The sequence below is a fragment of the Pseudonocardia kongjuensis genome, assembly GCF_039526905.1.
Classification (GTDB): Bacteria; Actinomycetota; Actinomycetes; order Mycobacteriales; family Pseudonocardiaceae; genus Pseudonocardia; species Pseudonocardia kongjuensis.
This window is the reverse complement of the sequence record NZ_BAAAJK010000007.1, coordinates 202,005-224,390: the sequence shown is the minus strand read 5'-3', so window position 1 is coordinate 224,390 and position 22,386 is coordinate 202,005. Positions and strand designations below refer to the sequence as shown.

Below are 22,386 nucleotides of genomic sequence, written 5' to 3'. Positions count from 1 at the left end.
GGGTCATCCGGCCGCCTCCCGGCGGGCCGGCTCCCGGTGCCCGGCCGCGCTCTCGGCGGCGGACCGGGCCTCGCCCAGCGACGACTGGAACAGGTTGCGCAGCAGCGCGATCACGTCGGCCGCGGCACCGCCGGGCTCGATCGCGTAGTAGCGGAACCTGCCGGACCGGCGCTCGCTGACCAGGCCGGCGATCCGCAGCACCCGCAGGTGGGTGGAGACCGCGGTCCGGCCGACCGTGGTGATCCGGTCCGCCAGCTCGCCCGCGCTGCACTCGTCGCTCTCGGAGAGCACCGCCAGGATCCGGCGGCGGACCGGATCGGCGAGCGCGTCGAAGGCGAGACCGGCGTCCCGGCCGCCCACGCCGAACGCGTCAGACGCGTCAGGATCCGTTGACATGGTACGGAGTCTAGCCGGAAGCGGTCCGGACCCCTTCCCTCCGGCGCGGGAATCGGTATCGTCCTGCGGACAACTGAAGACCGGGCCGTACGAGCCCGCGCGGAAGAGACCTGTCGCACGACCGGACAGGCACCGGAGGAGCAAGCACCCCGCCAAACTCTCAGGTACCCCACACCGCACGGGCCAGGCCACTCTGGAAAGCAGGCGTCGGACACGCCTCGCCGATGGTGAAAGCCGGTCGTGCACCGGTGAATCTCTCAGGCTCGGGACAGAGGGGGACCGTGTGGGCGGCACCGCCCACGCGTCTGCCCCGGGGTGAGCACCACGATGACCCAGACCGAGACCCAGACCGACACCGAGACCCGGACCGGGCCGAGCGAGCGCGAGCTGCTGCGTTCGGTGCTGCACGACACGCACGTCGCGCTCGGCGCGACCTTCACCGGCTTCGCCGGCTGGACGATGCCGGTCCGCTACGGCGGTGACCTCGCCGAGCACCACGCGGTGCGCCGCGCGGCCGGCCTGTTCGATCTCTCGCACATGGGCGAGATCCACGTCGAGGGCCCGGCCGCCGCCGCGGCGCTGGACGGCGCGCTGGTCGGCGACCTCGGCGCGCTGGCGCCCGGCCGGGCCCGCTACACGATGCTCTGCGCGCCGGACGGCGGCGTGCTCGACGACCTGGTCGTCTACCGGCTCGCCGCGGAGCACTACCTGGTCGTCGCGAACGCGTCGAACCGGCTGCTGGTGGCCGCCGAGCTGGGCGAGCGCTGCGCCGGCGACGGCGTGCGGATCACCGACCGCTCCGCGGACACCGCGCTGGTCGCCGTGCAGGGCCCGGCGTCCGCCGCGATCGTCGAGACCGCGACCGGTGCGCCGGTCGGCGACCTGCGCTACTACGCGGCCCGCCCGGCCACCCTCGCCGGGCACCAGGTGCTGCTGGCCCGCACCGGCTACACCGGCGAGGACGGCTTCGAGGTCTACGTCGGCACGGCGGGCGCGGCCGCCGTCTGGGAGCGGCTCACCGCGGCCGGGACCGGGCACGGGCTGGTGCCCTGCGGACTCGCCTGCCGCGACACGCTCCGGCTGGAGGCCGGGATGCCGCTGCACGGACACGAGCTCGGCCCCGGGCTCTCGCCGTTCGCGTCCGGCCTGGGCCGGGTCGTGAAGTTCGGCAAGGAGGCCGACTTCGTCGGCCGCGCCGCGCTCGCCCGCGAGCGGGACACCCCGCAGGCCCGGGTGCCCGCCGGGCTGCGCGGCAGCGGCCGGCGCGCACCGCGGGCCGGCCATCCGGTGCTCGACGGCGCCGGGGCCACGGTCGGCGAGGTGACCAGCGGCGTGCTGTCCCCGACCCTGGGCCATCCGATCGCGATGGCGTTCGTCGACCGGGCCGTGTCCGGGCCCGGCACCGCGCTCGTCGTCGACGTCCGCGGCCGGCCCGAGCCGGTCGAGGTGGTCGGCCTGCCCTTCTACACCCGTCCCGAGTGAGAGGATCCGACATGTCCGTCCCTGACGACCTGCGCTACACCGAGCAGCACGAGTGGGTACGGGTCGAGGGTGGCACCGCCACCGTCGGCATCACCGCACACGCCGCCGAGGCGCTCGGCGACGTCGTGTTCGTCCAGCTGCCGGCCGCGGGCGACACCGTCACCGCGGGCGAGGCCTGCGGCGAGATCGAGTCCACCAAGTCGGTGAGCGACCTGTTCGCCCCGCTCGGCGGGACCGTGACCGTGGTCAACGACGCCCTCGACGACGCGCCGGAGACCGCGGGCGAGGACCCCTACGGCCGCGGCTGGCTGTTCCGGGTCGAGCCCGGCGACGACGGCGTCCCGGAGCTGCTGACCGCCGCCGAGTACCGCTCGCTGACCGGGGAGGGTGGCGCGTGAACAGCACCTTCGGTGCGTCGCTGGCCGACGCCGATCCCGAGGTCGCGAAGGCCGTCGACGCCGAGCTGGCCCGGCAGCGCGACACCCTGGAGATGATCGCCTCGGAGAACTTCGCCCCGGTCGCGGTGCTGGAGGCGCAGGGCTCGGTGCTCACCAACAAGTACGCCGAGGGCTATCCCGGCCGCCGCTACTACGGCGGCTGCGAGCACGTCGACGTCGTCGAGCAGCTGGCGATCGACCGGGCCCGCGAGCTGTTCGGCGCCGAGTACGCCAACGTGCAGCCGCACTCCGGCGCGCAGGCCAACGCGGCCGCGATGGCGGCGCTGCTGCAGCCCGGCGACGGCATCCTCGGCCTCGACCTGGCGCACGGCGGGCACCTCACGCACGGCATGAAGCTCAACTTCTCCGGACGGCTCTACCGGGTCTCGGCCTACCACGTGGACGCCGCGACCGGGCTCGTCGACATGGCCGAGGTCGAGCGGGTCGCCCGCGCCGAGCAGCCGAAGCTGATCATCGCCGGCTGGTCGGCGTACCCGCGCGAGCTGGACTTCGCCGGGTTCCGGCGGATCGCCGACGAGGTCGGCGCGCTGCTGATGGTGGACATGGCGCACTTCGCCGGGCTGGTCGCCGCCGGTGAGCACCCGAGCCCGGTGCCCTACGCCGACGTCGTCACCAGCACCACGCACAAGACGCTCGGCGGCCCGCGCGGCGGGCTGATCCTGGCCCGCGCCGAGCACGCGAAGAAGCTGGCGTCCGCGGTGTTCCCCGGCCAGCAGGGCGGCCCGCTGGAGCACGTGATCGCCGCCAAGGCGGTCGCGCTGCGGATCGCCGGGACCGAGGAGTTCGCCGAGCGCCAGCGGCGCACCGTGCAGGGCGCCCGGCTGCTCGCCGAGCGGCTGGTCGCCGCGGACTGCGCGGACGCCGGCATCCGGGTGCTCACCGGCGGCACCGACGTGCACCTGGTGCTGGTCGACCTGGTGAACTCCGAGCTGGACGGCCGGGCCGCCGAGGACCGGCTGCACGACGTCGGGATCACGGTCAACCGCAACGCGGTGCCGTTCGACCCGCGCCCGCCGATGATCACCTCCGGGCTGCGGATCGGCACCCCGGCGCTGGCCACCCGCGGGTTCGACGCCGACGACTTCCGCGAGGTCGCCGACATCGTCGCCGGCGCGCTCGCCCCGGGCTTCGACGCCGCGCGGGCGACCGCCCTGCGCGAGCGCGTCGCGGCCCTGGTCGCGCGCCGCCCGCTCTACCCGGGGCGCTGACCCGATGCCCGTGCCGGTCAGCGTCTTCGACCTGTTCTCGATCGGGATCGGCCCGTCCAGCTCGCACACCGTCGGCCCGATGCGGGCCGCGGCACGGTTCGTCACCGGCCTCGCCGAGGACGGCCTGCTGCCCCGCGTCGGGCGGGTCCGGGCGGAGCTGTTCGGGTCGCTGGGCGCGACCGGGCACGGGCACGGCAGCGGCCCGGCCGTGCTGCTGGGGCTGCTCGGGGAGCGCCCCGAGACCGTCGACACCGCCCGCGCGCCGGACGTCGTCGCCGGGATCGGCGCGGCCGGGCGGCTCCGGCTCGGCGGCCGCCACGAGATCGCCTTCTCGGCGGCCGACGACGTCGTGCTGCACCGCCGCCGGACGTTGCCCGAGCACCCCAACGGGATGGAGTTCCGGGCCTGGGACGCCGACGGCGGGGAGCTGCGGGTCCGCACCTTCTACTCGGTCGGCGGCGGGTTCGTGCGCGGCCCGGCCGGACCGCCGGACGGGTCCGCCGACGGTGCCGGCCCGGTGCCGTCCCCGTCCCCGTTCCCGTTCCCGTTCCACAGCGGTGCGGACCTGCTCGCCACCTGCGCCCGGACCGGTCTGCCGGTCAGCGGTGTGATGCGCGGCAACGAGCGGGTGCACCGCGACGACACCGCGATCGACGACGGTCTGCTGCGGATCTGGGCGGTCATGCAGGACTGCGTGCGCAACGGGTGCGAGCGCGACGGCGTGCTGCCCGGTGGCCTGCGGGTCCGCCGCCGCGCACCCGGCCTGCACCGGTGGCTGCTCGCCGCGGGCCGGGAGTCCGATCCGCTGCACGTGATGGACTGGGTCAGCCTGTTCGCGATGGCGGTCAACGAGGAGAACGCCTCCGGCGGCCGGATCGTCACCGCCCCGACCAACGGCGCCGCCGGCATCGTCCCGGCGGTGCTGCACTACTACCGCCGGTTCGTCCCCGGTGCCGACGACGCCGGTGTGGTCCGCTTCCTGCTCACCGCCGGCGCGATCGGGTCGATCATCAAGGAGAACGCCTCGATCTCCGGCGCCGAGGTCGGTTGCCAGGGCGAGGTCGGCTCGGCCGCGGCGATGGCCGCCGCCGGACTCACCGAGGTGCTCGGCGGGACCCCGGAGCAGGTGGAGAACGCCGCCGAGATCGCCGTCGAGCACCACCTGGGGCTGACCTGCGACCCGGTCGGCGGGCTGGTCCAGATCCCGTGCATCGAGCGCAACGCGGTCGGGGCGGCGAAGGCGGTGCACGCCGCCCGGATGGCGCTCTACGGCGACGGGACGCACGTGGTGTCGCTGGACAAGGCGGTCAAGACGATGCGCGAGACCGGGGCGGACATGAAGGTCAAGTACAAGGAGACGTCGCGCGGCGGGCTGGCGGTGAACGTGATCGAGTGCTGAATCGAGCGCTGAATCGAGCGCTGAGCGGGCCGGGGCTACTCGACGACCGGGCCGTGCACCGCCTCCGCGAGCTCGACGAAGGTCGCCCACTCGGCGAGCAGCGCGGCGAACTCGGGGGCCTTGCCGGCGGCCCGGTACTCGTCGATGTCGGTCACCTCGATGACCTCCAGGTAGGCGACCGACGGGGTGCCTGCACCGTCCAGGGTGCCGTCGATCCGGGTGACGTCGTAGCTCAGGATCGCCGGGCAGGCCCGGGCGACCGGGTAGTCGCTGCGCCGGATCCACTCCTCGTAGGCGGCCGGTTCGACGCCGGGCAGCAGCCGGTTCAGGAAGTACACGCGGTGGGTCACGGGAGTTCTCCTCAGAAGGGGGGACGGCGGCCGGTTCACAGCCGGGGGAGCACCTCGCGGGCGGCGAGCTCGGCGATCCGGCCGGCCTCGGGCGCCGGGAACAGCCAGAGCCCGACCGAGTCGGATCCGGCGTCGAGCAGGGCGCGCAGCTTCTGCACGCACTCGTCCGGGTCGCCGGCGACGGCGAGATCGGAGATCCACTGCTCGGGCAGCGCGTCGGCCAGCCCGTCCGCGCCGACCTCGGCGAGCAGCGCGGTCAGCTCGTCCTGGATCCCGGGGACCCGGGACAGCGCGGTGTCCGGCATGGCGGACAGGTAGAACGCGACCGACTCGCGGACGGCGCGGCGGGCGACCTCCCGGTCGTGGTCGACGGAGAACAGCGCGTAGGTGACCAGGCGGTGGTCGTCGGTGCGGTCGGCGGTCTTGCGCCCCTCGTCGATCCGGGCCCGGGCCCAGCGGACGTAGTCGGTGCCCGACAGCGTGGACAGCACGGTCCCGTCGGCGATCTCGCCGGACAGCCGCAGCCCCTTCTCGTTCACCACGCCGGTGTAGAGCGGCACCCGGGTGGCGGTCGGGTGGGCCAGCTCGATCCGGTCGAACCGGTAGTGGCCGTCCTCGGTGACCTGCTCGCCGTCGCACAGCCTGCGCACCGCGCCGACACACTGGCGCAGCGCCGACAGCGCGCGCGGCGGCATGATGCCCATCTGGTCGAGCCAGGCCGGGACGCCGTGCCCGATGCCGCCGTAGATCCGGCCCGGGAACAGCACGTCGAGGGTGGCCAGCTCCATCGCCAGGATCGCCGGGTGCCGGGCGGACGCCGACACGATCCCCAGCCCGAGCGGGATGTCGGTGGTCGCCGACAGCGCGGCGGCGGCCCCGGCCATCCCGCCGGAGAAGAAACAGTCCTCGGAGAACCACAGCTCCCCGAAACCCAGCTGCTCGGCCGAGCGGGCGGTCGCCACGATGTCCCCGGGAGGCATGTGGCTGCCCAGCACCAGGCCGACGGGGGAACGGGCGGCGCTCACCGGTTCGGTCCGGACGGGCGGGTACACGGCGGTTCGGTCACGGGGCCTCCAGTCCGCACAGGATCGTCGTCCGACCCTAGGTTCGCCGTTGCGTACCGGTCTCCGTCATATCCACCGAGGCGGGGGCCGAAGTTGTGCACGATGCCCAGCGGTCCGGAACCGGACGTTCCTCCCTGACACGCAGCACGAAAACCGCGCGATCTTCGGGCGGAACGCACAGGAGCGGCCCCGCCCCGCTCTCTAGCGTCGGAGCCCGGCGCACCCGGATCCGGAGCGCGTCCGGCACGACAACGGAGGGGCCATGCGCATCGGCATCGACGTGGGTGGGACCAACACCGACGCCGTACTCATCGACGGGCGGACCGTGCTCGCGGAGACGAAGACCGCGACCACCGAGGACGTGACGTCCGGTATCGCCGACGCGCTGGCCGCCCTGCGGGCCGCCGCGGGACACGATCCCGCCTCGGTGCAGGGCGTCATGATCGGGACGACGCACTTCGTCAACGCGCTCGTCGAGGGCCGCGATCTCGCCCCGACGGCGGCGGTGCGGCTCGGCCTGCCCGCCACCCGGGCGCTGCCGCCGATGTCGGGCTGGCCCGAGCGGCTGGTCCGGGCGGTGCGCGGGCGCAGCTACCTGTGCCACGGCGGGCACGAGATCGACGGCCGGACCATCTCCCCGCTGCGCCGCGACGAGCTGGAACGCGCCGCCGAGGACATCCGCCGCCGCGGACTGCGCGCCGTCGCCGTGTCGTCGGTGTACTCGCCGGTCAACGCGGAGTTCGAGATCGAGGCCGCGGAGATCCTCGGCGCGCTGCTGCCCGGCGTCACGATCAGCCTGTCGCACCTGATCGGCCGGATGGGCCTGCTGGAACGGGAGAACGCGACCGTCGTCAACGCGGCGCTCGGCGAGCTCGCGGTCCGGATCTGCGCGGGCCTCGGCGCGACCGTGGCGGCCGCCGGCATCGACGCCCCGCTGTACCTCAGCCAGAACGACGGCACCCTGATGGACGTCGAGCACGCCCGCCGGTTCCCGGTGTCCACGTTCGCCTCCGGCCCGACCAACTCGATGCGCGGGGCGGCGTTCCTGTCCGGCTCGGGCGACTGCGCGGTGGTCGACGTCGGCGGCACCACCACCGACGTCGGCATGCTGCGCAACGGGTTCCCGCACGAGGCGGGCACCGAGATCAGCGTCGCCGGGATCCGCACCAACTTCCGGATGCCCGACGTGCTGTCGATCGGCCTGGGCGGCGGCAGCCGGGTGCGCACCGATCCGCTGCGGATCGGCCCGGACAGCGTCGGCTACCGGCTGACCCGGGAGGCGCTCGTGTTCGGCGGTGACACGCTGACCTGCACCGACGTGGCGGTCGCCGCCGGGATGGCGGACATCGGCGACGCCCGGCTGGTCCGCGGGCTGGATCCGGAGCTGGTCGCCGTGGTGCGCGAGCGGATCGGCGAGTCAATCGGCGCCGCCGTCGACCGGGTCCGGACCTCCGGCGCGACGACCACGGTGGTCGCCGTCGGCGGCGGCAGCATCCTCGTGCCCGACACGCTCACCGGCGTGGGCCGGGTGCACCGGCCGGAGCACCACGCCACCGCCAACGCGATCGGCGCCGCGACCGCCCAGATCGGCGGCGAGGTCGACCGGATGTGCTCGGTCGGCCCCGGCCAGCGGGAACGGCTGCTCGACGAGGCCAAGCAGGAGGCGGTCGGCAAGGCCGTCGCCGCCGGGGCCGCACCGGGCAGCGTGCAGATCGTCGACGTCGACGAGGTCCCGCTCGCCTACCTGCCCGGCAACGCCACCCGGATCCGGGTCAAGGCAGCGGGCGATCTCGTGCTGACCGGCTGAGTTGCCGAGGCTGCCGAGCCGCCGAGCCGCCGGACCCCCACACCCACCCCGATCCCGGAGACGCCCGTGCCCCGTGAACTGCCGATCGACGACCTCCCCGATCTCGCCCGCGGCGCCGCGCTGCTCGGTGCGGGCGGCGGCGGCGATCCCTACATCGGGCTGCTGCTGGTGCGCGCCGAGCTCGAACGCGGCGCGACCATCACGCTGCTCGACCCGGACGAGGTCGACGACGACGCGCTCGTCGTGGCGAGCGCCTTCATGGGTGCCCCGACCGTCGTCATCGAGAAGATCCCCGGCGGCGACGAGCCGGTGCAGGCGCTGCGCAGTCTGGAGCGCCATCTCGGCCGCGCCGCGGACGCGATCATCCCGATGGAGTGCGGCGGCCTCAACTCGATGATCCCGCTGCTGGTGGCGGCCCGGACCGGGCTGCCGATGGTCGACGGCGACGGGATGGGCCGCGCCTTCCCCGAGCTGCAGATGGAGACCTTCGGGGTGTATGGGGTCTCCGGGTCGCCGATCGCGATCTGCAACGAGCGCGGTCACACCGCGCTGCTCGACACCGGGCCGGACAACCACAGCATGGAGTGGTACGCCCGTGCGGTGACCGTCCGGATGGGCGGGGTCGCCTACATCGCCGAGTACCCGATGACCGGTGCGCAGGTGAAGCGCACCGCCATCCCCGGGACGTCGAGCCTGGCGCTGGCCCTGGGCCGGGTCATCCGGCTGGCGCACGACGAGCACCGGGACCCGTTCGAGGCGCTCGCCGGCTGCCTGGCGACGACGATCTACCGTTTCGGGCACAGCCTGCTGGAGGGCAAGGTCGTCGACGTCGAGCGGCGCAGCGCGGACGGGTTCGTCCGCGGCTCGGCGCGGATCGCGACCTTCGACGGCGGCCGCACGGTGGAGCTCACCTTCCAGAACGAGCACCTGATGGCCCGCGAGGGCGGACGGCTCCTCGCCGTCGCCCCGGACCTGATCACGGTGCTCGACGCCGAGACCGCGTTCCCGATCACCACCGAGGCGCTGCGCTACGGGCAGCGGGTGCGGATCTTCGTGATCGGCACGCCCGAGATCATGCGGACGCCGGAGGCGCTGGCGGTCTTCGGGCCACGGGCGTTCGGCCTGGACGCCGACTGGACGCCGGTCGAGGAACTGGTCCGGATCAGGTGAGCGAGCGGGCGCGGCAGGCCAGCTGCAGCAGCAGCCAGTCGTCCGGGTTCTCCAGGTCGACGTCGAGCTCGGCGAAGATCCGGTCGACCCGGTAGGCGACCGAGTTGCGGTGCAGGTGCAGCTCGTCGGCGGCGCGGGAGAGCGATCCGTGGTTGTCGAGGTAGGCGCGCAGGGTCCGGATGGCGGCCTCGGCCTTGGCGCCACCCATCCGGTCCAGCGGGGCCAGCACCGCGTCGACGGCCGAGCGGGCGGTGTGCGAGGCGTACCACTCGACCAGGGTGCGGCGCAGGCCGAGCCCGTCGAACGCGGTCGCGGTGTTGGAGCGCCCCCTGGCGCGCATCGCACCGGCCGCCGCCCGGGCCTCGGCCGCGGAGGTGATCAGCCCGGTCGGCCCGCCCTGCGCGGTCCCGATCCCGCAGTACAGCTCCAGCCGGGGGAACGCGGCGACGGCGATGTCGACCGCCCGCTGCACGGCGCGCACCGTGTCGGCGGCGGCGGTCGACCCGGGATCGCTGCGCGACATCTGGATGAGCAGCAGTCCCCGCTCGGAGCGGGCGAAGTGCCAGGTCCCGCTGCTGCGGACGCCGTCGAGCAGGATCCGGGCGAGCTCCTCGCGGGCGGCGAACGCGGCCACCTCGTCCGGCTCGGGGCGGTCGGCCTCCTCCAGCTCGAACCGGGCGACGAGATGCCAGCCGTCGATCGGCAGCCCCATCGCCCTGGCCCGGCCCAGCAGCTCCGACCGGCCACGGGCCGAGCTGTCGAGCAGCTCGGAGAGCAGCTCGGCGCGGGACCGGATCGGCAGGTCGCGGGCCCGCCGCTCGGCGAGGTGCGCGAGGCCGAGCGCGTCGGCGAGCAGCCGGCCGATCAGCGGCAGCTCGGGCCGTTCCGCGCCGGTGGCGGCCCGGACGACGACCCACTCGGTCGCCTCGTCGTCCAGCCCGACCGGGAACGCCTGCCCGCCGTCCGGACGGTCGGTCAGCTCGATCTCCGAGTCGGTGATCCGCGCGACGTCGGCCACCAGGTCGGCCGCCGCGGTGCCCCGGCGGCCGGCGAGCCGCTGCACGGTCAGCAGCGCCCGCCGCAGCGCCAGCTCGGCGGGACCGCGCAACGCGGCGTCGAGCTCGCAGAGCAGCGGGACGATCCCGCCGGCGTTCACGTCGCGCAGCAGTGCGATCCCGTGCCGCCGGGCCGCGGCGACCGAGGTCGTGGTCGGCGCGACGGCCGGATCGGAGAGCACGACGGCCGCGACCCCGCGCCCCGCGGCGGCCCGCAGCGCGACGTCGAACCGGTACGTTCCGACGGCGGCGTGCGCGCCGCGGCCGAGGACCACCGCGGAGCCCGCCGGGGCGCGGCCCAGATCCTCGAGGTCCTCGGCGAGCGCCACGCAGGTGACGTCGACGTCCGGCAGCTGCTCGCCGATCGGCTCCAGGGCGAGGCCGGGGGCACGCAGAACCTCGCTCAACGGGGGCACGGCATCTCCGATCGTCAGAAGTGCCGAAAGAATGCCAAATCTCGTGCAACGTGCACATAGCGAGCGGAAAATGCGCTGTTACGTTCTCGACGTGCAGCTCAGCGACCAGAACATCGAGGCCTACGCGCTGGGCTGTGCCGTGCTGGGTGCCGGCGGCGGTGGGGACACCCCGGTCGGGCTGGCGATGGCACGCCTGGCGATCGCGGAGTCGGGGCCGGTCCCGGTTCTGCCACCCGACGGGCTCGGTCCGGACACGCTGGTGATGCCGTGCGGGCTGATCGGGTCGCCGACGATCGCGCACGAGCGGATCTGGAGCGGCCAGGAGGGCAGGCAGCTGGCGGATGCCGTCGCCGCGCTGCACGACCGGCCCGTCGACACCGTCATGTGCTACGAGATCGCCGGGGCGAACGGCCTGCTCCCGGTCTCCTGGGCGGCGCTGCTCGGGCTGCCGCTGCTCGACGCGGACGGGATGGGCCGGGCCTTCCCGGAGATGCAGCAGCAGGCGATGCACGTGGCCGGTGTGCCGGCCGGGCCGCTGGTCCTGACCGACGGGCGGGGCAACGACATCGTCCTGCACACCGCGAACAACACCGACGCGGAGCGGCTCGCCCGCGGCTGCACGGCCGCGCTCGGCGGGGTGTGCGCCGGTGCGCTCTACGTGATGACCGGGCCGGTCGCCCGCTCCGCGGTGATCCCGGGCTCGGTGTCCCGGGCGCTGCAGGTCGGCACCGCCATGCAGCGCTGCCGGGACGGCTGGCCGTCCGCGCTGGCCGAGCTGACCGGCGGCCGGGTGCTGGCCGAGGGGCGCATCGTGGAGCTGGAACGCAGCAGCGGCGCCGGGTTCACCCGCGGCCACGCGGTCGTCGACAGCGGCACCACCGACACCCGGCGGCTGCGCCTGGAGCTGCAGAACGAGGTGCTGCTCGCGCTGGAGGACGGCGAGGTCGTGGCGACCGTGCCGGACGTGATCGCGGTGCTCGCGCTGGAGGACGGCCGCCCGATCGGGACCGAGCGGCTGGAGTACGGGCGCCGGGTCGGCGTGGTCGCGATCCCCACCCCGGAGGTCTGGTGGACCCCGGCCGGTCTCGACGTGGTCGGGCCCCGGCTGTTCGGCTACGACCTGGCACCGGTGCCCGGCTCCGCCCGGCCGGTGGCGACGGGGGCCGGACGTGACTCCTGAACGCAGCGGTGCGACCGGTCTGCGGATGGGGATCGACGTCGGGTCCACCAACACCGACACCGTGCTCGTCGACGCCGACGGTGTGGTCACCGCCCGGGCCAAGGTGCCCGCCGTCGCCGATCTCGCCGAGTGCATCGACACCGCGGTGTCGTCGCTGCTGGTCCGGGGCACCGTCGATCCCGCGGCGGTCTGCGCGATCAGCCTGGGTACCGACCGCACCCAGGACTCGGTGGACGCCGGGGCCGATCTGCGCCGGGTCGCGGTGCTGCGGATCGGGGCGCCGCTGAGCGGGGCGATCCCGCCGATGGCGACCTGGCCGGCCGGGCTGCGCTCGATGGTCGACGCCGGTACCGCGATCGTCGCCGGCGGCTGTGAGCTCGACGGCACCCGGATCGCCCCGCTCGACGAGCGGGCGGTGGCCCGGTTCGCCGACGCCGTCGCCGGCCGCGCGGACGCCGTCGCGGTCACCGCCGTGTTCTCCCCGGTCGATCCGGCCGACGAGCTGCGGGCCGCCCGGATCCTGGCCGACCGGCTGGGCCCGGTCACCGTGTCGGCCAGCCACGAGATCGGCTCGATGGGCCTGCTCGAGCGGGAGAACGCCACCGTGCTGAACGCCGCCCTCTCCGGCGGGGTGGAGCACACCGCCTCGGCGCTGCGCGCCGTCGTCCGGCGGCACGGGATGGACGCCGAGTGCTTCCTGACCCAGCGCGACGGGACGCTGCGCGCGCTCGGCCACGCGACCCGCTTCCCGATCCTCGCGATCGGCAGCGGACCGGCGAACAGCATGCGCGGCGGCGCGCACGGCAGCGGCCTGGCCGACGCCGTCGTCGTCGACGTGGGAGGTTCGCGGACCACCGTCGGCCGGCTCGTCGACGGCTTCCCCGACGAGTCCACCTCGCCGTACACGATCGGCGGGGTGGTGACCAACCTGCGGTTGCCCGATCTGGTCGTGCTCCCGCTCGGCGGCGGATCGCTGCGCGACGCCCGGTGCAACGGCGGCCCGCTCGCGACCCTCACCGACGCGGCCGTCGCCGACGGGCGGACGACCGCGGGCGGTGTCGGCGTGCCCGAGTCCGACCGGGCCGGGCTGGCCCGCCGCCTCGCCCGGTACGACCAGCTGCTCGCCGAGGCGGTGGACCGGATCGGGCTCGGCGCGCACGGGCTGCCGGTGCTCGTCGTGGGCGGTGGCGGCGGGATCGCGCCGGACCGGCTGCCCGGGATCGGCCGCGTCGTACGGCCGCCGCACGGCGAGGTCGCCAACGCGGTCGGTGCGGCGGTCGCCCCGGTCGGCGGCACCGCGGAGCGGATCTGCGGCGGCCGCCCGGACCTGCTCCGCCGGGCCGTCGAGGAGCTGTCCGCCGAGGCCGTCGACCACGCCGTGCAGGCCGGCGCCTGGCCGGAGCGCGTCCGGGTGGCGGGCGTCGAGGAGATCCCGCTGTCCTACCTGCGTGACCCGGCCGTCCGGGTCCGCGTGCGGGCCGTCGGGCCGCCGCTCGTCCCACCGCGCATGCCCGGGCCGCCGTCCGGCAGGCCGGGTGTCCCGTCCCGTTCCCCGGCAAGGAGCCCGCGATGACCGCGACCGTCCCGCCCACCGTGCTCGGCAGCCGGTTCGTCCGGCGGGACGGGCCGGAGAAGGTGAGCGGCGAGGCCCGCTACACCGCGGACCTGTCGTTCACCGGCCTGCTGCACGCCGCGTTCGTCTACGCCGGCCGCCCGCACGCCCGGATCGTCTCGATCGACACCACCGCGGCGTCCCGGCTGCCCGGGGTGCACGCCGTGCTCACCGCGGCGGACGCCCCGCCGGTCCGCTACGGGATGTTCGTGAAGGACCGCACGCTGTTCGCGACCGACGTGGTGCGGTTCGAGGCGGAGATCGTCGCGGCCGTCGCCGCCGACACCGCCGAGCACGCCGCCGCGGCCGTCGCCGCCGTGCAGGTGGTCTACCAGGACCTGCCCCCGATCCTCGATCCGGAGGCGGCGCTGGACCCGGACTCGGCACCGGTGCACGCGGGCTGGGCCGGCTACGGGACCCAGTCCGGCGTGCAGCGCGGTCACAACGACTGCGGACACATGACCTCGGTCAAGGGCGACGTCGACGCCGGCTTCGCCGAGGCCGACCTGACCCTCACCGAGACCTACACCAGCGACATGGTGCACGCCGTCCCGATCGAGCCGCACGCCGTCGTGGCCGAGTGGCAGGGCACGACGGTCACGATCTGGAGCACCAGCCAGGTCCCGTTCCCGGCCAGGGCCGGGGTCGCCGAGACCCTGCAGCTGCCGCTGAGCGACGTCCGGATCGTCGTGCCGCACCTGGGCGGCGGGTTCGGCGGCAAGTGCGACTTCCACTTCGAGGCGCACGTCGCGCTGCTCGCCAGGGCCACCCGGCGGCCGGTCCGGCTGGTGTTCAGCCGGCGCGAGGAGTTCCTGGCCACCGACAAGGTCCGGCACGCCACCCGGATCCGGCTGACCACCGGCCTGCGCCGCGACGGCACGATCACCGCCCGCCGGGCCCGGCTGGTCCTCGACTCCGGCGCCTACTGCGGCGACGCGCTGTTCGCGACCGAGATCGGACTGATGATGGTCGCCGGCCCCTACCGGATCCCGCACCTGCACGCCGAGGTGCACACCGTCTACACGAACCGGACCCCGGCGGGCAGCGTCCGCGCCCCCGGCGGGCCGCAGACCTGCTGGGCGGTCGAGCAGCACACCGACGAGCTCGCCGCGCTGGCCGGGCTCGATCCGGTCGAGTTCCGGCGCCGGAACCTGGTGCGGGCCGGCGACACCGGGCAGACCGGGCAGCGGTTCGTCAGCGCCAGCGCCGTCGAGTGCCTGGACCGGGCGGTCGAGCTGGCCGCGCGCGGCCCGGAGCCCGGCCCGCACGAGGGTCTCGGCGTCGCCGTCGGCTGGTGGTTCAGCCTGTCCGTGCCCTCCGGCGCCCACCTGCGGATCAACCCGGACGGCACCGGCACGATCGTCACCGGCGCGCAGGAGAACGGCAGCGGCTCGGTGATGGGGCTCCCGCTGCTCGCCGCGCAGGAGCTGGGGATGGCGCCCGGTGCCTTCTCGGTGCAGTACCAGGACACCGGCTCCGGGCCGTTCGACATCGGCAGCGCCGGCAGCCAGACCACCTTCAACAACGGCCGCGCGGTGGTCGAGGCGGCCCGGGTGATCCGGGACCGGCTGCTCGACCTGGCGGCCGCCCGGCTGGAGATCGACCGCGCCGACCTGGAGCTCGCCGGCGGCACCGTCCGGGTCCGCGGCGTCCCGGAGCGGTCCGTCCCGATCGCCGAGTTCGCCGCCTCGACGCAGCTGATCGCCAGCGGCTCCGGCACCCCGCCGCCGCTGCCCGAGCACGACGTCAGCGGCTGCGGCGGGCGGCTCGGCTACGCCGCCTTCGCGGCGCCGTCGTTCTTCTGCGACGTCGCCCGGGTGCGGGTCGACCCGGACACCGGGGTCGCCACGGTCGGCGAGGTCGTCGCGGTGCACGAGTTCGGCCGGGTGCTCAACCCGGTCGGCGCCGAGGGCCAGGTCGAGGGCGGGGTGGTCCAGGCGATGGGGATGGCACTGCTGGAGGGCAGCCGGTACGCCGACGGGCACCAGCTCAACCCGGGCCTGCTCGGCTACAAGCTGGTCACCGCCGCCGACGCGCCCCGGATCGTCAGCGAGTTCCTCGACGACCCGGTCGACCAGGGCGGGCCGTACGGCGCGAAGGCGGTCGGCGAGCCCACCGTGGTCGGCACCACCGCCGCGATCGGCAACGCGATCGCCGCGGCCACCGGCCGCCGGGTGCGGGCGCTGCCGATGACGGCGGAACGGGTCTGGACGGCGCTGCACGATCCGGCCGACGGGGGCCGGTCGTGAACCACCGCAGCTACGCCGCCCCCGGCACCCTCGCCGAGGCACTCGACCTGCTCGCCGACCGGCCCGGCACCCGCCCGGTCGCGGGCGGCACCGACCTGGTCGTCGCCGCCCGCGGCGGGAAGGCGCCGCTGCCGGGGTCGCTGCTCGCGCTGCACCGGATCGACGAGCTGCGCGGGCTGCACGCCGACGACGCCGGTCTCACGATCGGCGCCGGGACCAGCCACGCCACGCTCACCACCGATCCGGCCGTCCGGGACCGGTGGTCCGCGCTGTCCGACGCGTCGGCGCTGGTCGGTTCGCCGGCCACCCGGGCCACCGGGACGCTGGGCGGCAACCTGATGAACGCCTCGCCGGCGATGGACACCGGATCGCCGCTGCTCGTGCTCGGCGCCCGGATCGGGCTGCGCCGGGCGGGCGGGCACCGGACCCTGCCGGTCGAGCGGTTCCTGACCGGCCCGGGCCGGACCGCCGCCGCCCCCGACGAGCTCCTGACCGAGGTGACGGTGCCCGCCCCGGCGCCGCGCTCGGGCAGCGCCTACGTCCGGCTCGAACACCGGCGGGCGATGGAGATCGCGGTGGTCGGGGCCGCCGCCGCGGTCACCCTCGATCCGGCCGGGCGGTTCGTCGCGGCCGCGGTCGCGCTCACCGCCGTCGCGCCGACCTGCCTGCTGGTGCCCGGGATCGGGGACCTGCTGGCCGGTCGGCACCCCGATCCGGAGGCCCTCGCACTGGCCGGGGCCACCGCCCGGGCCTCGGTCCGGCCGATCAGCGACGTGCGCGCCGGCGCCGGGTACCGCGCCGCGATGGTCGCCGTGCTCGTCGGGCGGGCGCTGACCGCCGCCGCCGGGCGGGCCCGGAACGCCCCCCACATCCCCGCCGGGAGGACCGCATGACACCCGTCCCCGTCGTCCTGACCGCCAACGGCGTCCGGTCCGCGCTCGATCTCGATCCGCACCGGACCCTGCTCTCGGTGCTCCGTACCGAGCTCGGGATCACCGGGCCGAAGGAGGGTTGCGACGACTCCGAGTGCGGGGCCTGCATGGTGCTGCTCGACAGCGATCCGGTGAACGCCTGCTCCTACCTCGCGGTGCAGGCCGACGGCCGTGCGGTGACCACGGTGGAGGGCATCGGCACGGCCGACTCGCCCGCTCCGGTCCAGCGGGCGCTGCTGGAGGCCGGCGGGGTGCAGTGCGGGTTCTGCACGCCGGGGATGGTGGTGTCGGCGACGGCGCTGCTCGACCGGGTCCCGGAACCGGACGAGGACGACGTGCGGGTGGCACTGGCCGGGAACCTCTGCCGGTGCACCGGTTACCAGAAGATCATCGAAGCGGTGCTGGACGCCGCGGGCAACCGGAACCCGGCCGGATAGCCGCATCTGCGGAGCCGCTTCCGGGATCGACCCGTGACCTCGGCTCGTAACATGTCATTCACATCACGCAGCACGGAATTGACATGCTGCGGCCGCTTGTGCAGCTCCGCCAAGTTCGGCGATCCCTTCGGCACGGATTCCAAAGATGCCGATCCGGCCCGCTCCTACGCTCGGTGACGTTCTCGATCTCGATCCGCCCGTCCCGCGCCACCGCCGAGCGGGACCGCGGACCCCACCACCTCGCCGCCGCTCACGCACCCGCTCCCGAGGGGACACCCGATGAAACCCGCCACGTTCACCTACCACTCATGCCGGACCGTCGAGGAGGCCGTCGGGCACCTCGGGGCGGCGGCCGACGCCAAGGTCATCTGCGGGGGCCAGAGCCTGGTCCCGATGATGAACCTGCGGCTCGCCAACCCGACCGACCTGGTCGACCTGAACCGGATCCCGGGGCTGGACGCCGTCGACGTCGGCCCGGCCGGGATCACCGTCGGAGCGACCGCCCGCCAGCACACGGTGGAGATCTCCCCGGCCGTCGGGGCCGCGGCCCCGATGCTGGTGGCCGCGCTCGGGCACGTCGGTCACCCGCAGATCCGCAACCGGGGCACCGTCGTCGGCAGCCTGTGTCACGCCGATCCGGCGGCGGAGATGCCCGCCGTGTTCGCCACCCTCGGCGGCTCCGTCACCGCGCAGGGCCCGGGTGGCACCCGCACGATCGGCGCGGCCGACTTCTTCGACTCCTACCTGACGACCTCGCTGGCCGCCGACGAGATCGCCACCGCGGTCACCTTCGACAGTCCCCCGCCGGGATCGGGCTGGTCGTTCGAGGAGGTGACCCGCCGGCACGGCGACTTCGCGATCGTCGGCGTCGTCACCCTGGTCGCGGTCACCGGCGGATCCGTCGCCCAGGCCCGGATCACCGTGTTCGGCGGCGGTGGCACCCCGCAGCGGATGGCGGCGGCCGAGCAGCTGCTCGTCGGGACCGCCCGGGCCGACGTCGACGAGGAACTGCTCCGCTCGGCCGGCGCGGCCGTCTCGTCGGACCTGACCCCGACCGGCGACATCCACGGCAGCGCCGCCTACCGGCGGCACGTCGCGGGAGTCCTGGTGACCCGCGGTCTCCGCACCGCCCTCGACCGCGCCCGCGACTGACCGACCGAACCCGAGGAGACGACCGACGATGTCGAACCACCCCAAGCACCCGATCGGACTGACCGTCAACGGCGAGACGCACGACGTGCTCGTCGAACCCCGGCGCACCCTCGCCGACGTGCTGCGTGAGGAGGTCGGGCTGACCGGCACCAAGCTCGGCTGCGAGCACGGCGTCTGCGGCGCGTGCACGGTGCTGCTCGACGGCAGCGCCGTCCGGGCCTGCCTGGTCTTCGCCGTGCAGGCCGAGGGTGCCGAGATCTCCACCGTCGAGGGCCTCGCCGAGGAGGGCACGCTCGACCACGTCCAGCAGGCGTTCACCGACAACCACGGGCTGCAGTGCGGCTTCTGCACCGCGGGCATGTTGATGACGACGCACGCGATGCTCGCCGAGAACCCGGACCCGACCGACGACGAGATCCGGGTCGGTCTCAACGGCAACCTCTGCCGCTGCACCGGCTACACCAACATCGTCCGCTCCGTCTCGGCGGCCGCCGCGTCGGCCAAGGCCGCGCAGCCCGGCGCCCGGGCCTCCTGACCCAGGGTCTCGCCCCTCCCGAGCAGGCCCCTCCAGAAGGGAACTCCCACCATGACCGAGACTCTCCCCGCCCCCACCGCTGCCCCCGCGGCCGGGAACGGGCTCGCCGCCGAGCACCTGCGGATCCGCACCGACAAGTGGATCGGCAAGCGCACCAAGCGGGTCGAGGACCCCCGGTTCCTCACCGGTAACGCGCGCTACGTGGCCGACCTGGTCCGGCCCCGGATGCTGCACGCCGTCTACGTCCGCTCGCCGCACCCGCACGCCCGGATCGTCTCGGTGGACACCTCGGTGCTGCCCGGTCTCGGTACCTCGGTGTGGGTGTTCACCGGCAAGGACCTGGCCGACGTACCCCCGCTGATCGACCACGTCGCCCTGGACCACCTGCTGCGCACCCCGCAGAACGTGATCGCCGTCGACAAGGTCCGGTTCGTCGGCGACGCGGTCGCCGTCGTCGTCGCGGCCGACCGTTACGCCGCCGAGGACGCCGCCGAGGAGCTCGGCGCGGCCGTCGAGTACGAGGTGCTCCCGCCGATCCCGAACGTCACCGCCGCCAACGCGCCCGGCGCCGCCCTGCTGTTCGAGGACCTGGGCACCAACGAGATCTACCGGCAGACCGAGCGGCACGGGGACAGCGACGCCGCCTTCGCCGCCGCCGACCACGTCTTCGAGATCGCGTTCCACCACAACCGCTACGGCGCCGCGCCGATGGAGACCCGCGGCGTGCTGGCCGACTACGAGCGGCACGACAAGCAGCTCACGGTCTGGTCGTCCACCCAGATGCCGCACTTCCTGCGCTCGATCATCGCCGGCCAGCTCGGGCTGCCCGAGCACCGGGTCCGGGTGATCGCCCCCGAGGTCGGCGGCGGGTTCGGGCAGAAGATGTGCACCTCGCCCGAGGAGATCGTGATCCCCTTCATCGCGGTCGCCCTGGGCAGGCCGGTCAAGTGGATCGAGGACCGGCACGAGCACCTGCTGGCCGCGACCCAGGCCAAGGAGGAGCACATCACCCTCGAGGTCGCCGTCACGAACGAGGGGAAGCTGCTCGCGGTCCGCGGCGAGTTCGTCGGCGACGGCGGTGGCTACTCGTTCAACACCGAGAGCGCGCTGATCGAGCCGGCGCTGGCCGCCAAGTCGTTCCCCGGGCCGTACCGGCTCGACGCCTACGACGAGACGGTCGCGGCGTCGCTGACCAACAAGAGCCCGGTCGCCGCCTACCGCGGCGTCGGCTGGACGGCGGCGAACACCGTCCGCGAGATCGTGGTCGACGAGATCGCCCGCGGCCTCGGCATCGACCCGGTCGAGATCCGGCACCGCAACATGCTGCACGCCGACGAGCTGCCGTACCGCTCGATCACCGAGCAGCTCTACGACAGCGGCAGCTACCACGAGTCCCTCGACCTGGCGATCGAGACGATCGACTACGCCGCGTTCCGGGCCCGGCAGGCGGAGCTGCGCGAGCAGGGCCGCTACCTCGGGCTCGGGATCAGCTCCTACGTCGAGCAGACCGCGTGGGGCAGCGACTCCTCGGCGCAGGCCGGCACCCCGCTGCCCTCGCACGACAACTCGACGGTGACCGTCGACCCGAGCGGCACCGTCACCGTCGCGGTGAGCACGTCCTGCCACGGGCAGGGCCACGAGACCGCCTACGCCCAGATCGCCGCCGACGGTCTCGGCGTCGGGATCGGCGACGTCAAGGTCATCTACGGGGACACCGAGTCGGCGCCCTACGGGCTGGGCACCTACGCCAGCCGCAGTGCGGTGATCGGCGGCGCGACCGTCGCCCGGGCCGCCGCCGACGTGCGCGAGCAGATCCTCAAGGTCGCCGCGAACATGCTGGAGGCCAACCCGGAGGACCTCACGATCGACGACTCGGTCATCTCGGTCACCGGGGCCCCCGGGGTGTCGAAGACGATGGCCGAGGTCGCCTACGCCGCCTACTGGGACTCCGAGGTGCGGTCGGACGAGCCGCTGCTCACCGCGACCCGGTTCTACGACCCGCCCGCGACCTACGCCAACGGCTGCGTCGTGGTGCTGTGCGAGGTCGACGCGGGCACCGGCTCGGTCACCCTCGACCGGATCGTCGCGATCGAGGACTGCGGCACCGTGATCAACCCGATGATCGTCGAGGCGCAGGTGCACGGCGCGATCACCCAGGGCGTCGGCGGCGCGCTGTTCGAGCAGTTCGTCTACGGCGACGACGGTCAGCCGCAGACGACGACGTACATGGACTACCTGGTGCCGACCTCCACCGACATCCCGCCGATCGAGGTGCTGAGCCTCTGCTCACCGTCGCCGTTCAGCATCGGCGGCATCAAGGGGATGGGTGAGGGCGGCCAGATCGCCGCCCCGGCCGCGGTGGCGAACGCGGTCGCCGACGCGCTCGCCCCGTTCGGGGCGAAGGTCCGGCAGCTCCCGCTGGCGCCGGACTACGTGCTGCGCCTGATCGGCGCCATCGGCGCCGACGAGTCCTGATCCCGCTCCCACCGCCGGGCGCGGCCGGAGATCCCCCCGGCCGCGCCCGGGCCCCAGGAGGCACACCCGTGGCAGAGTCACCAGCCGAGCCGTCCCGCACCGGGTTCGACTCGCCGGAGGTGCTGGCGAAGGCGCTGTCCGGCACCGGCTACCTCCCCGGCGACGACCTGGCGACCGCCGCGTTCCTGGCGCTGCGGATGAACCGGCCGCTGTTCTGCGAGGGCGAGCCGGGCACCGGGAAGACGGCGTTCGCGCAGGCGCTCGCCCAGGTACTCGGCGCCCCGCTGATCCGGTTGCAGTGCCACGACGGCATCGACGCCGGCCAGGCCCTCTACGACTGGGACTTCCCCCGCCAGCTGCTGCACCTGCGCACCCTGGAGGCCACCGGCGGCGAGCTCGATCCCGGCGCCGTCGAGCACAGCCTCTACGACGAGCGGTTCCTGCTCGCCCGCCCCATCCTGCGCGCCCTGCGCACCAGCCCCTCGGTACTGCTCATCGACGAGATCGACCGCGCCGACGACGAGTTCGAGGCCTTCCTGCTGGAGGTGCTCACCGAGCACGCCGTCACCATCCCGGAGCTGGGTGAGATCCGCGCCGTCAGCCCACCGGCGGTCGTGCTCACCTCGAACCGGACCCGTGAGGTGCACGACGCGCTCAAACGCCGCTGCCTCTACGTCTGGCTCGACCATCCCGATGTCGCCGGTGAGATCCGGATCCTGCGCAGCAGGCTGCCCGGGCTGTCCGAGCGGCTCGCGACCGAGGTCGCGGAGGCCGTCGCGGCGCTGCGGGCGGCCGATCTGGTGAAGCCGCCCGGGGTCGCCGAGACCCTGGACTGGGCGCAGGCGCTGCAGCTGATCGGGTCCACCACGCTCGACCTCGACGGGGCGGCGGCCACCCTCGGCGCGGTGCTCAAGTACCGGGAGGACGCCGAGCGCGCGCTGGCGGTGCTGGCGCGGCGCGACCCGTCGTGAGCGGGCCGGACGCGCCGCCCGGCCCGATCCACACCGCC

The 22,386-nt window shown here is 74.5% G+C and carries 19 protein-coding genes and 1 riboswitch; of the genes, 15 read left to right on the top strand and 4 right to left on the bottom strand.

Features of this window, described 5'->3' with window-relative positions; all coding sequences use genetic code 11:
- Window positions 1-3 precede the first annotated feature (3 nt).
- Window positions 4-396 (bottom strand): ArsR/SmtB family transcription factor, encoded by a 393-nt coding sequence (locus ABD160_RS11325; RefSeq protein ID WP_344021290.1) that lies wholly within the window; start codon window positions 394-396, stop codon window positions 4-6.
- Window positions 397-579: 183 nt separating this feature from the next.
- Window positions 580-678, top strand: a riboswitch (glycine riboswitch).
- Window positions 679-723: 45 nt separating this feature from the next.
- On the opposite strand from ABD160_RS11325, the gene gcvT reads away from it, so the two are divergent.
- From gcvT to ABD160_RS11305, 4 genes are read left to right on the top strand one after another with little or no spacing between them, the layout of a single operon-like run.
- Window positions 724-1,878 carry a glycine cleavage system aminomethyltransferase GcvT gene (gcvT, locus tag ABD160_RS11320; protein WP_344021288.1) on the top strand — a complete coding sequence of 385 codons (1,155 nt, stop codon included), beginning with the start codon at window positions 724-726 and terminating at the stop codon, window positions 1,876-1,878.
- 11 nt (window positions 1,879-1,889) lie between these two features.
- Window positions 1,890-2,276, top strand: a complete 387-nt coding sequence (gcvH, locus tag ABD160_RS11315; protein ID WP_344021286.1) for a glycine cleavage system protein GcvH — start codon at window positions 1,890-1,892, stop codon at window positions 2,274-2,276.
- Window positions 2,273-3,544, top strand: coding sequence for a serine hydroxymethyltransferase (locus ABD160_RS11310; RefSeq protein WP_344021285.1), 1,272 nt, complete (start codon window positions 2,273-2,275; stop codon window positions 3,542-3,544). Before gcvH ends, ABD160_RS11310 begins: the two co-directional genes overlap by 4 nt.
- 10 nt (window positions 3,545-3,554) lie before the next feature.
- Window positions 3,555-4,943, top strand: a complete 1,389-nt coding sequence (locus tag ABD160_RS11305; RefSeq protein ID WP_344021753.1) for an L-serine ammonia-lyase — start codon at window positions 3,555-3,557, stop codon at window positions 4,941-4,943.
- A 35-nt stretch (window positions 4,944-4,978) separates the two neighbouring features.
- On the opposite strand, the gene ABD160_RS11300 is transcribed toward ABD160_RS11305, so the two are convergent.
- Both ABD160_RS11300 and ABD160_RS11295 read right to left on the bottom strand, forming a co-directional pair.
- Window positions 4,979-5,293 carry a hypothetical protein gene (locus ABD160_RS11300; RefSeq protein WP_344021282.1) on the bottom strand — a complete coding sequence of 105 codons (315 nt, stop codon included), beginning with the start codon at window positions 5,291-5,293 and terminating at the stop codon, window positions 4,979-4,981.
- 35 nt (window positions 5,294-5,328) lie between these two features.
- Window positions 5,329-6,318 (bottom strand): LLM class flavin-dependent oxidoreductase, encoded by a 990-nt coding sequence (locus tag ABD160_RS11295; RefSeq protein WP_344021280.1) that lies wholly within the window; start codon window positions 6,316-6,318, stop codon window positions 5,329-5,331.
- Between the two features lie 301 nt (window positions 6,319-6,619).
- Here ABD160_RS11295 and ABD160_RS11290 point away from each other — a divergent pair, with 301 nt between their 5' ends.
- Together ABD160_RS11290 and ABD160_RS11285 are read left to right on the top strand one after the other, a co-directional pair.
- Entirely contained in the window at window positions 6,620-8,164 is a 1,545-nt protein-coding gene (locus ABD160_RS11290; protein WP_344021277.1) for a hydantoinase/oxoprolinase N-terminal domain-containing protein, read from the top strand.
- 66 nt (window positions 8,165-8,230) lie between these two features.
- The gene (locus ABD160_RS11285; RefSeq protein ID WP_344021275.1) at window positions 8,231-9,334 is read left to right on the top strand and encodes an S-methyl thiohydantoin desulfurase family protein; all 1,104 of its coding nucleotides are present in this window, start codon (window positions 8,231-8,233) and stop codon (window positions 9,332-9,334) included.
- Here ABD160_RS11285 and ABD160_RS11280 read toward each other — a convergent pair.
- Complete coding sequence (locus tag ABD160_RS11280) at window positions 9,327-10,796, bottom strand: PucR family transcriptional regulator (RefSeq protein ID WP_344021273.1); 1,470 nt, start codon at window positions 10,794-10,796, stop codon at window positions 9,327-9,329. The genes ABD160_RS11285 and ABD160_RS11280 overlap by 8 nt on opposite strands.
- Window positions 10,797-10,875: 79 nt before the next feature.
- Here ABD160_RS11280 and ABD160_RS11275 point away from each other — a divergent pair, with 79 nt between their 5' ends.
- The 9 genes from ABD160_RS11275 (at window position 10,876) to ABD160_RS11235 (ending at window position 22,348) form a co-directional block, all read left to right on the top strand.
- A complete protein-coding gene (locus ABD160_RS11275) occupies window positions 10,876-11,985 on the top strand; it encodes an S-methyl thiohydantoin desulfurase family protein (RefSeq protein ID WP_344021270.1) in 1,110 nt (369 codons plus the stop codon).
- A gap of 25 nt (window positions 11,986-12,010) precedes the next feature.
- On the top strand, window positions 12,011-13,558 hold the full coding sequence (locus ABD160_RS11270; RefSeq protein WP_344021268.1) for a hydantoinase/oxoprolinase N-terminal domain-containing protein: 1,548 nt from the start codon (window positions 12,011-12,013) through the stop codon (window positions 13,556-13,558).
- On the top strand, window positions 13,555-15,846 hold the full coding sequence (locus ABD160_RS11265; RefSeq protein WP_344021266.1) for a xanthine dehydrogenase family protein molybdopterin-binding subunit: 2,292 nt from the start codon (window positions 13,555-13,557) through the stop codon (window positions 15,844-15,846). Before ABD160_RS11270 ends, ABD160_RS11265 begins: the two co-directional genes overlap by 4 nt.
- Complete coding sequence (locus ABD160_RS11260) at window positions 15,843-16,739, top strand: FAD binding domain-containing protein (protein ID WP_344021264.1); 897 nt, start codon at window positions 15,843-15,845, stop codon at window positions 16,737-16,739. Before ABD160_RS11265 ends, ABD160_RS11260 begins: the two co-directional genes overlap by 4 nt.
- On the top strand, window positions 16,736-17,215 hold the full coding sequence (locus tag ABD160_RS11255; RefSeq protein WP_344021262.1) for a (2Fe-2S)-binding protein: 480 nt from the start codon (window positions 16,736-16,738) through the stop codon (window positions 17,213-17,215). Before ABD160_RS11260 ends, ABD160_RS11255 begins: the two co-directional genes overlap by 4 nt.
- Window positions 17,216-17,494: 279 nt before the next feature.
- Complete coding sequence (locus ABD160_RS11250; protein WP_344021260.1) at window positions 17,495-18,367, top strand: FAD binding domain-containing protein; 873 nt, start codon at window positions 17,495-17,497, stop codon at window positions 18,365-18,367.
- 28 nt (window positions 18,368-18,395) lie between these two features.
- Entirely contained in the window at window positions 18,396-18,902 is a 507-nt protein-coding gene (locus ABD160_RS11245; RefSeq protein ID WP_344021257.1) for a (2Fe-2S)-binding protein, read from the top strand.
- Window positions 18,903-18,953: 51 nt separating this feature from the next.
- Window positions 18,954-21,377 carry a xanthine dehydrogenase family protein molybdopterin-binding subunit gene (locus ABD160_RS11240; RefSeq protein WP_344021255.1) on the top strand — a complete coding sequence of 808 codons (2,424 nt, stop codon included), beginning with the start codon at window positions 18,954-18,956 and terminating at the stop codon, window positions 21,375-21,377.
- A 68-nt stretch (window positions 21,378-21,445) separates the two neighbouring features.
- Entirely contained in the window at window positions 21,446-22,348 is a 903-nt protein-coding gene (locus ABD160_RS11235) for an AAA family ATPase (RefSeq protein ID WP_344021253.1), read from the top strand.
- Window positions 22,349-22,386: the final 38 nt, after the last annotated feature.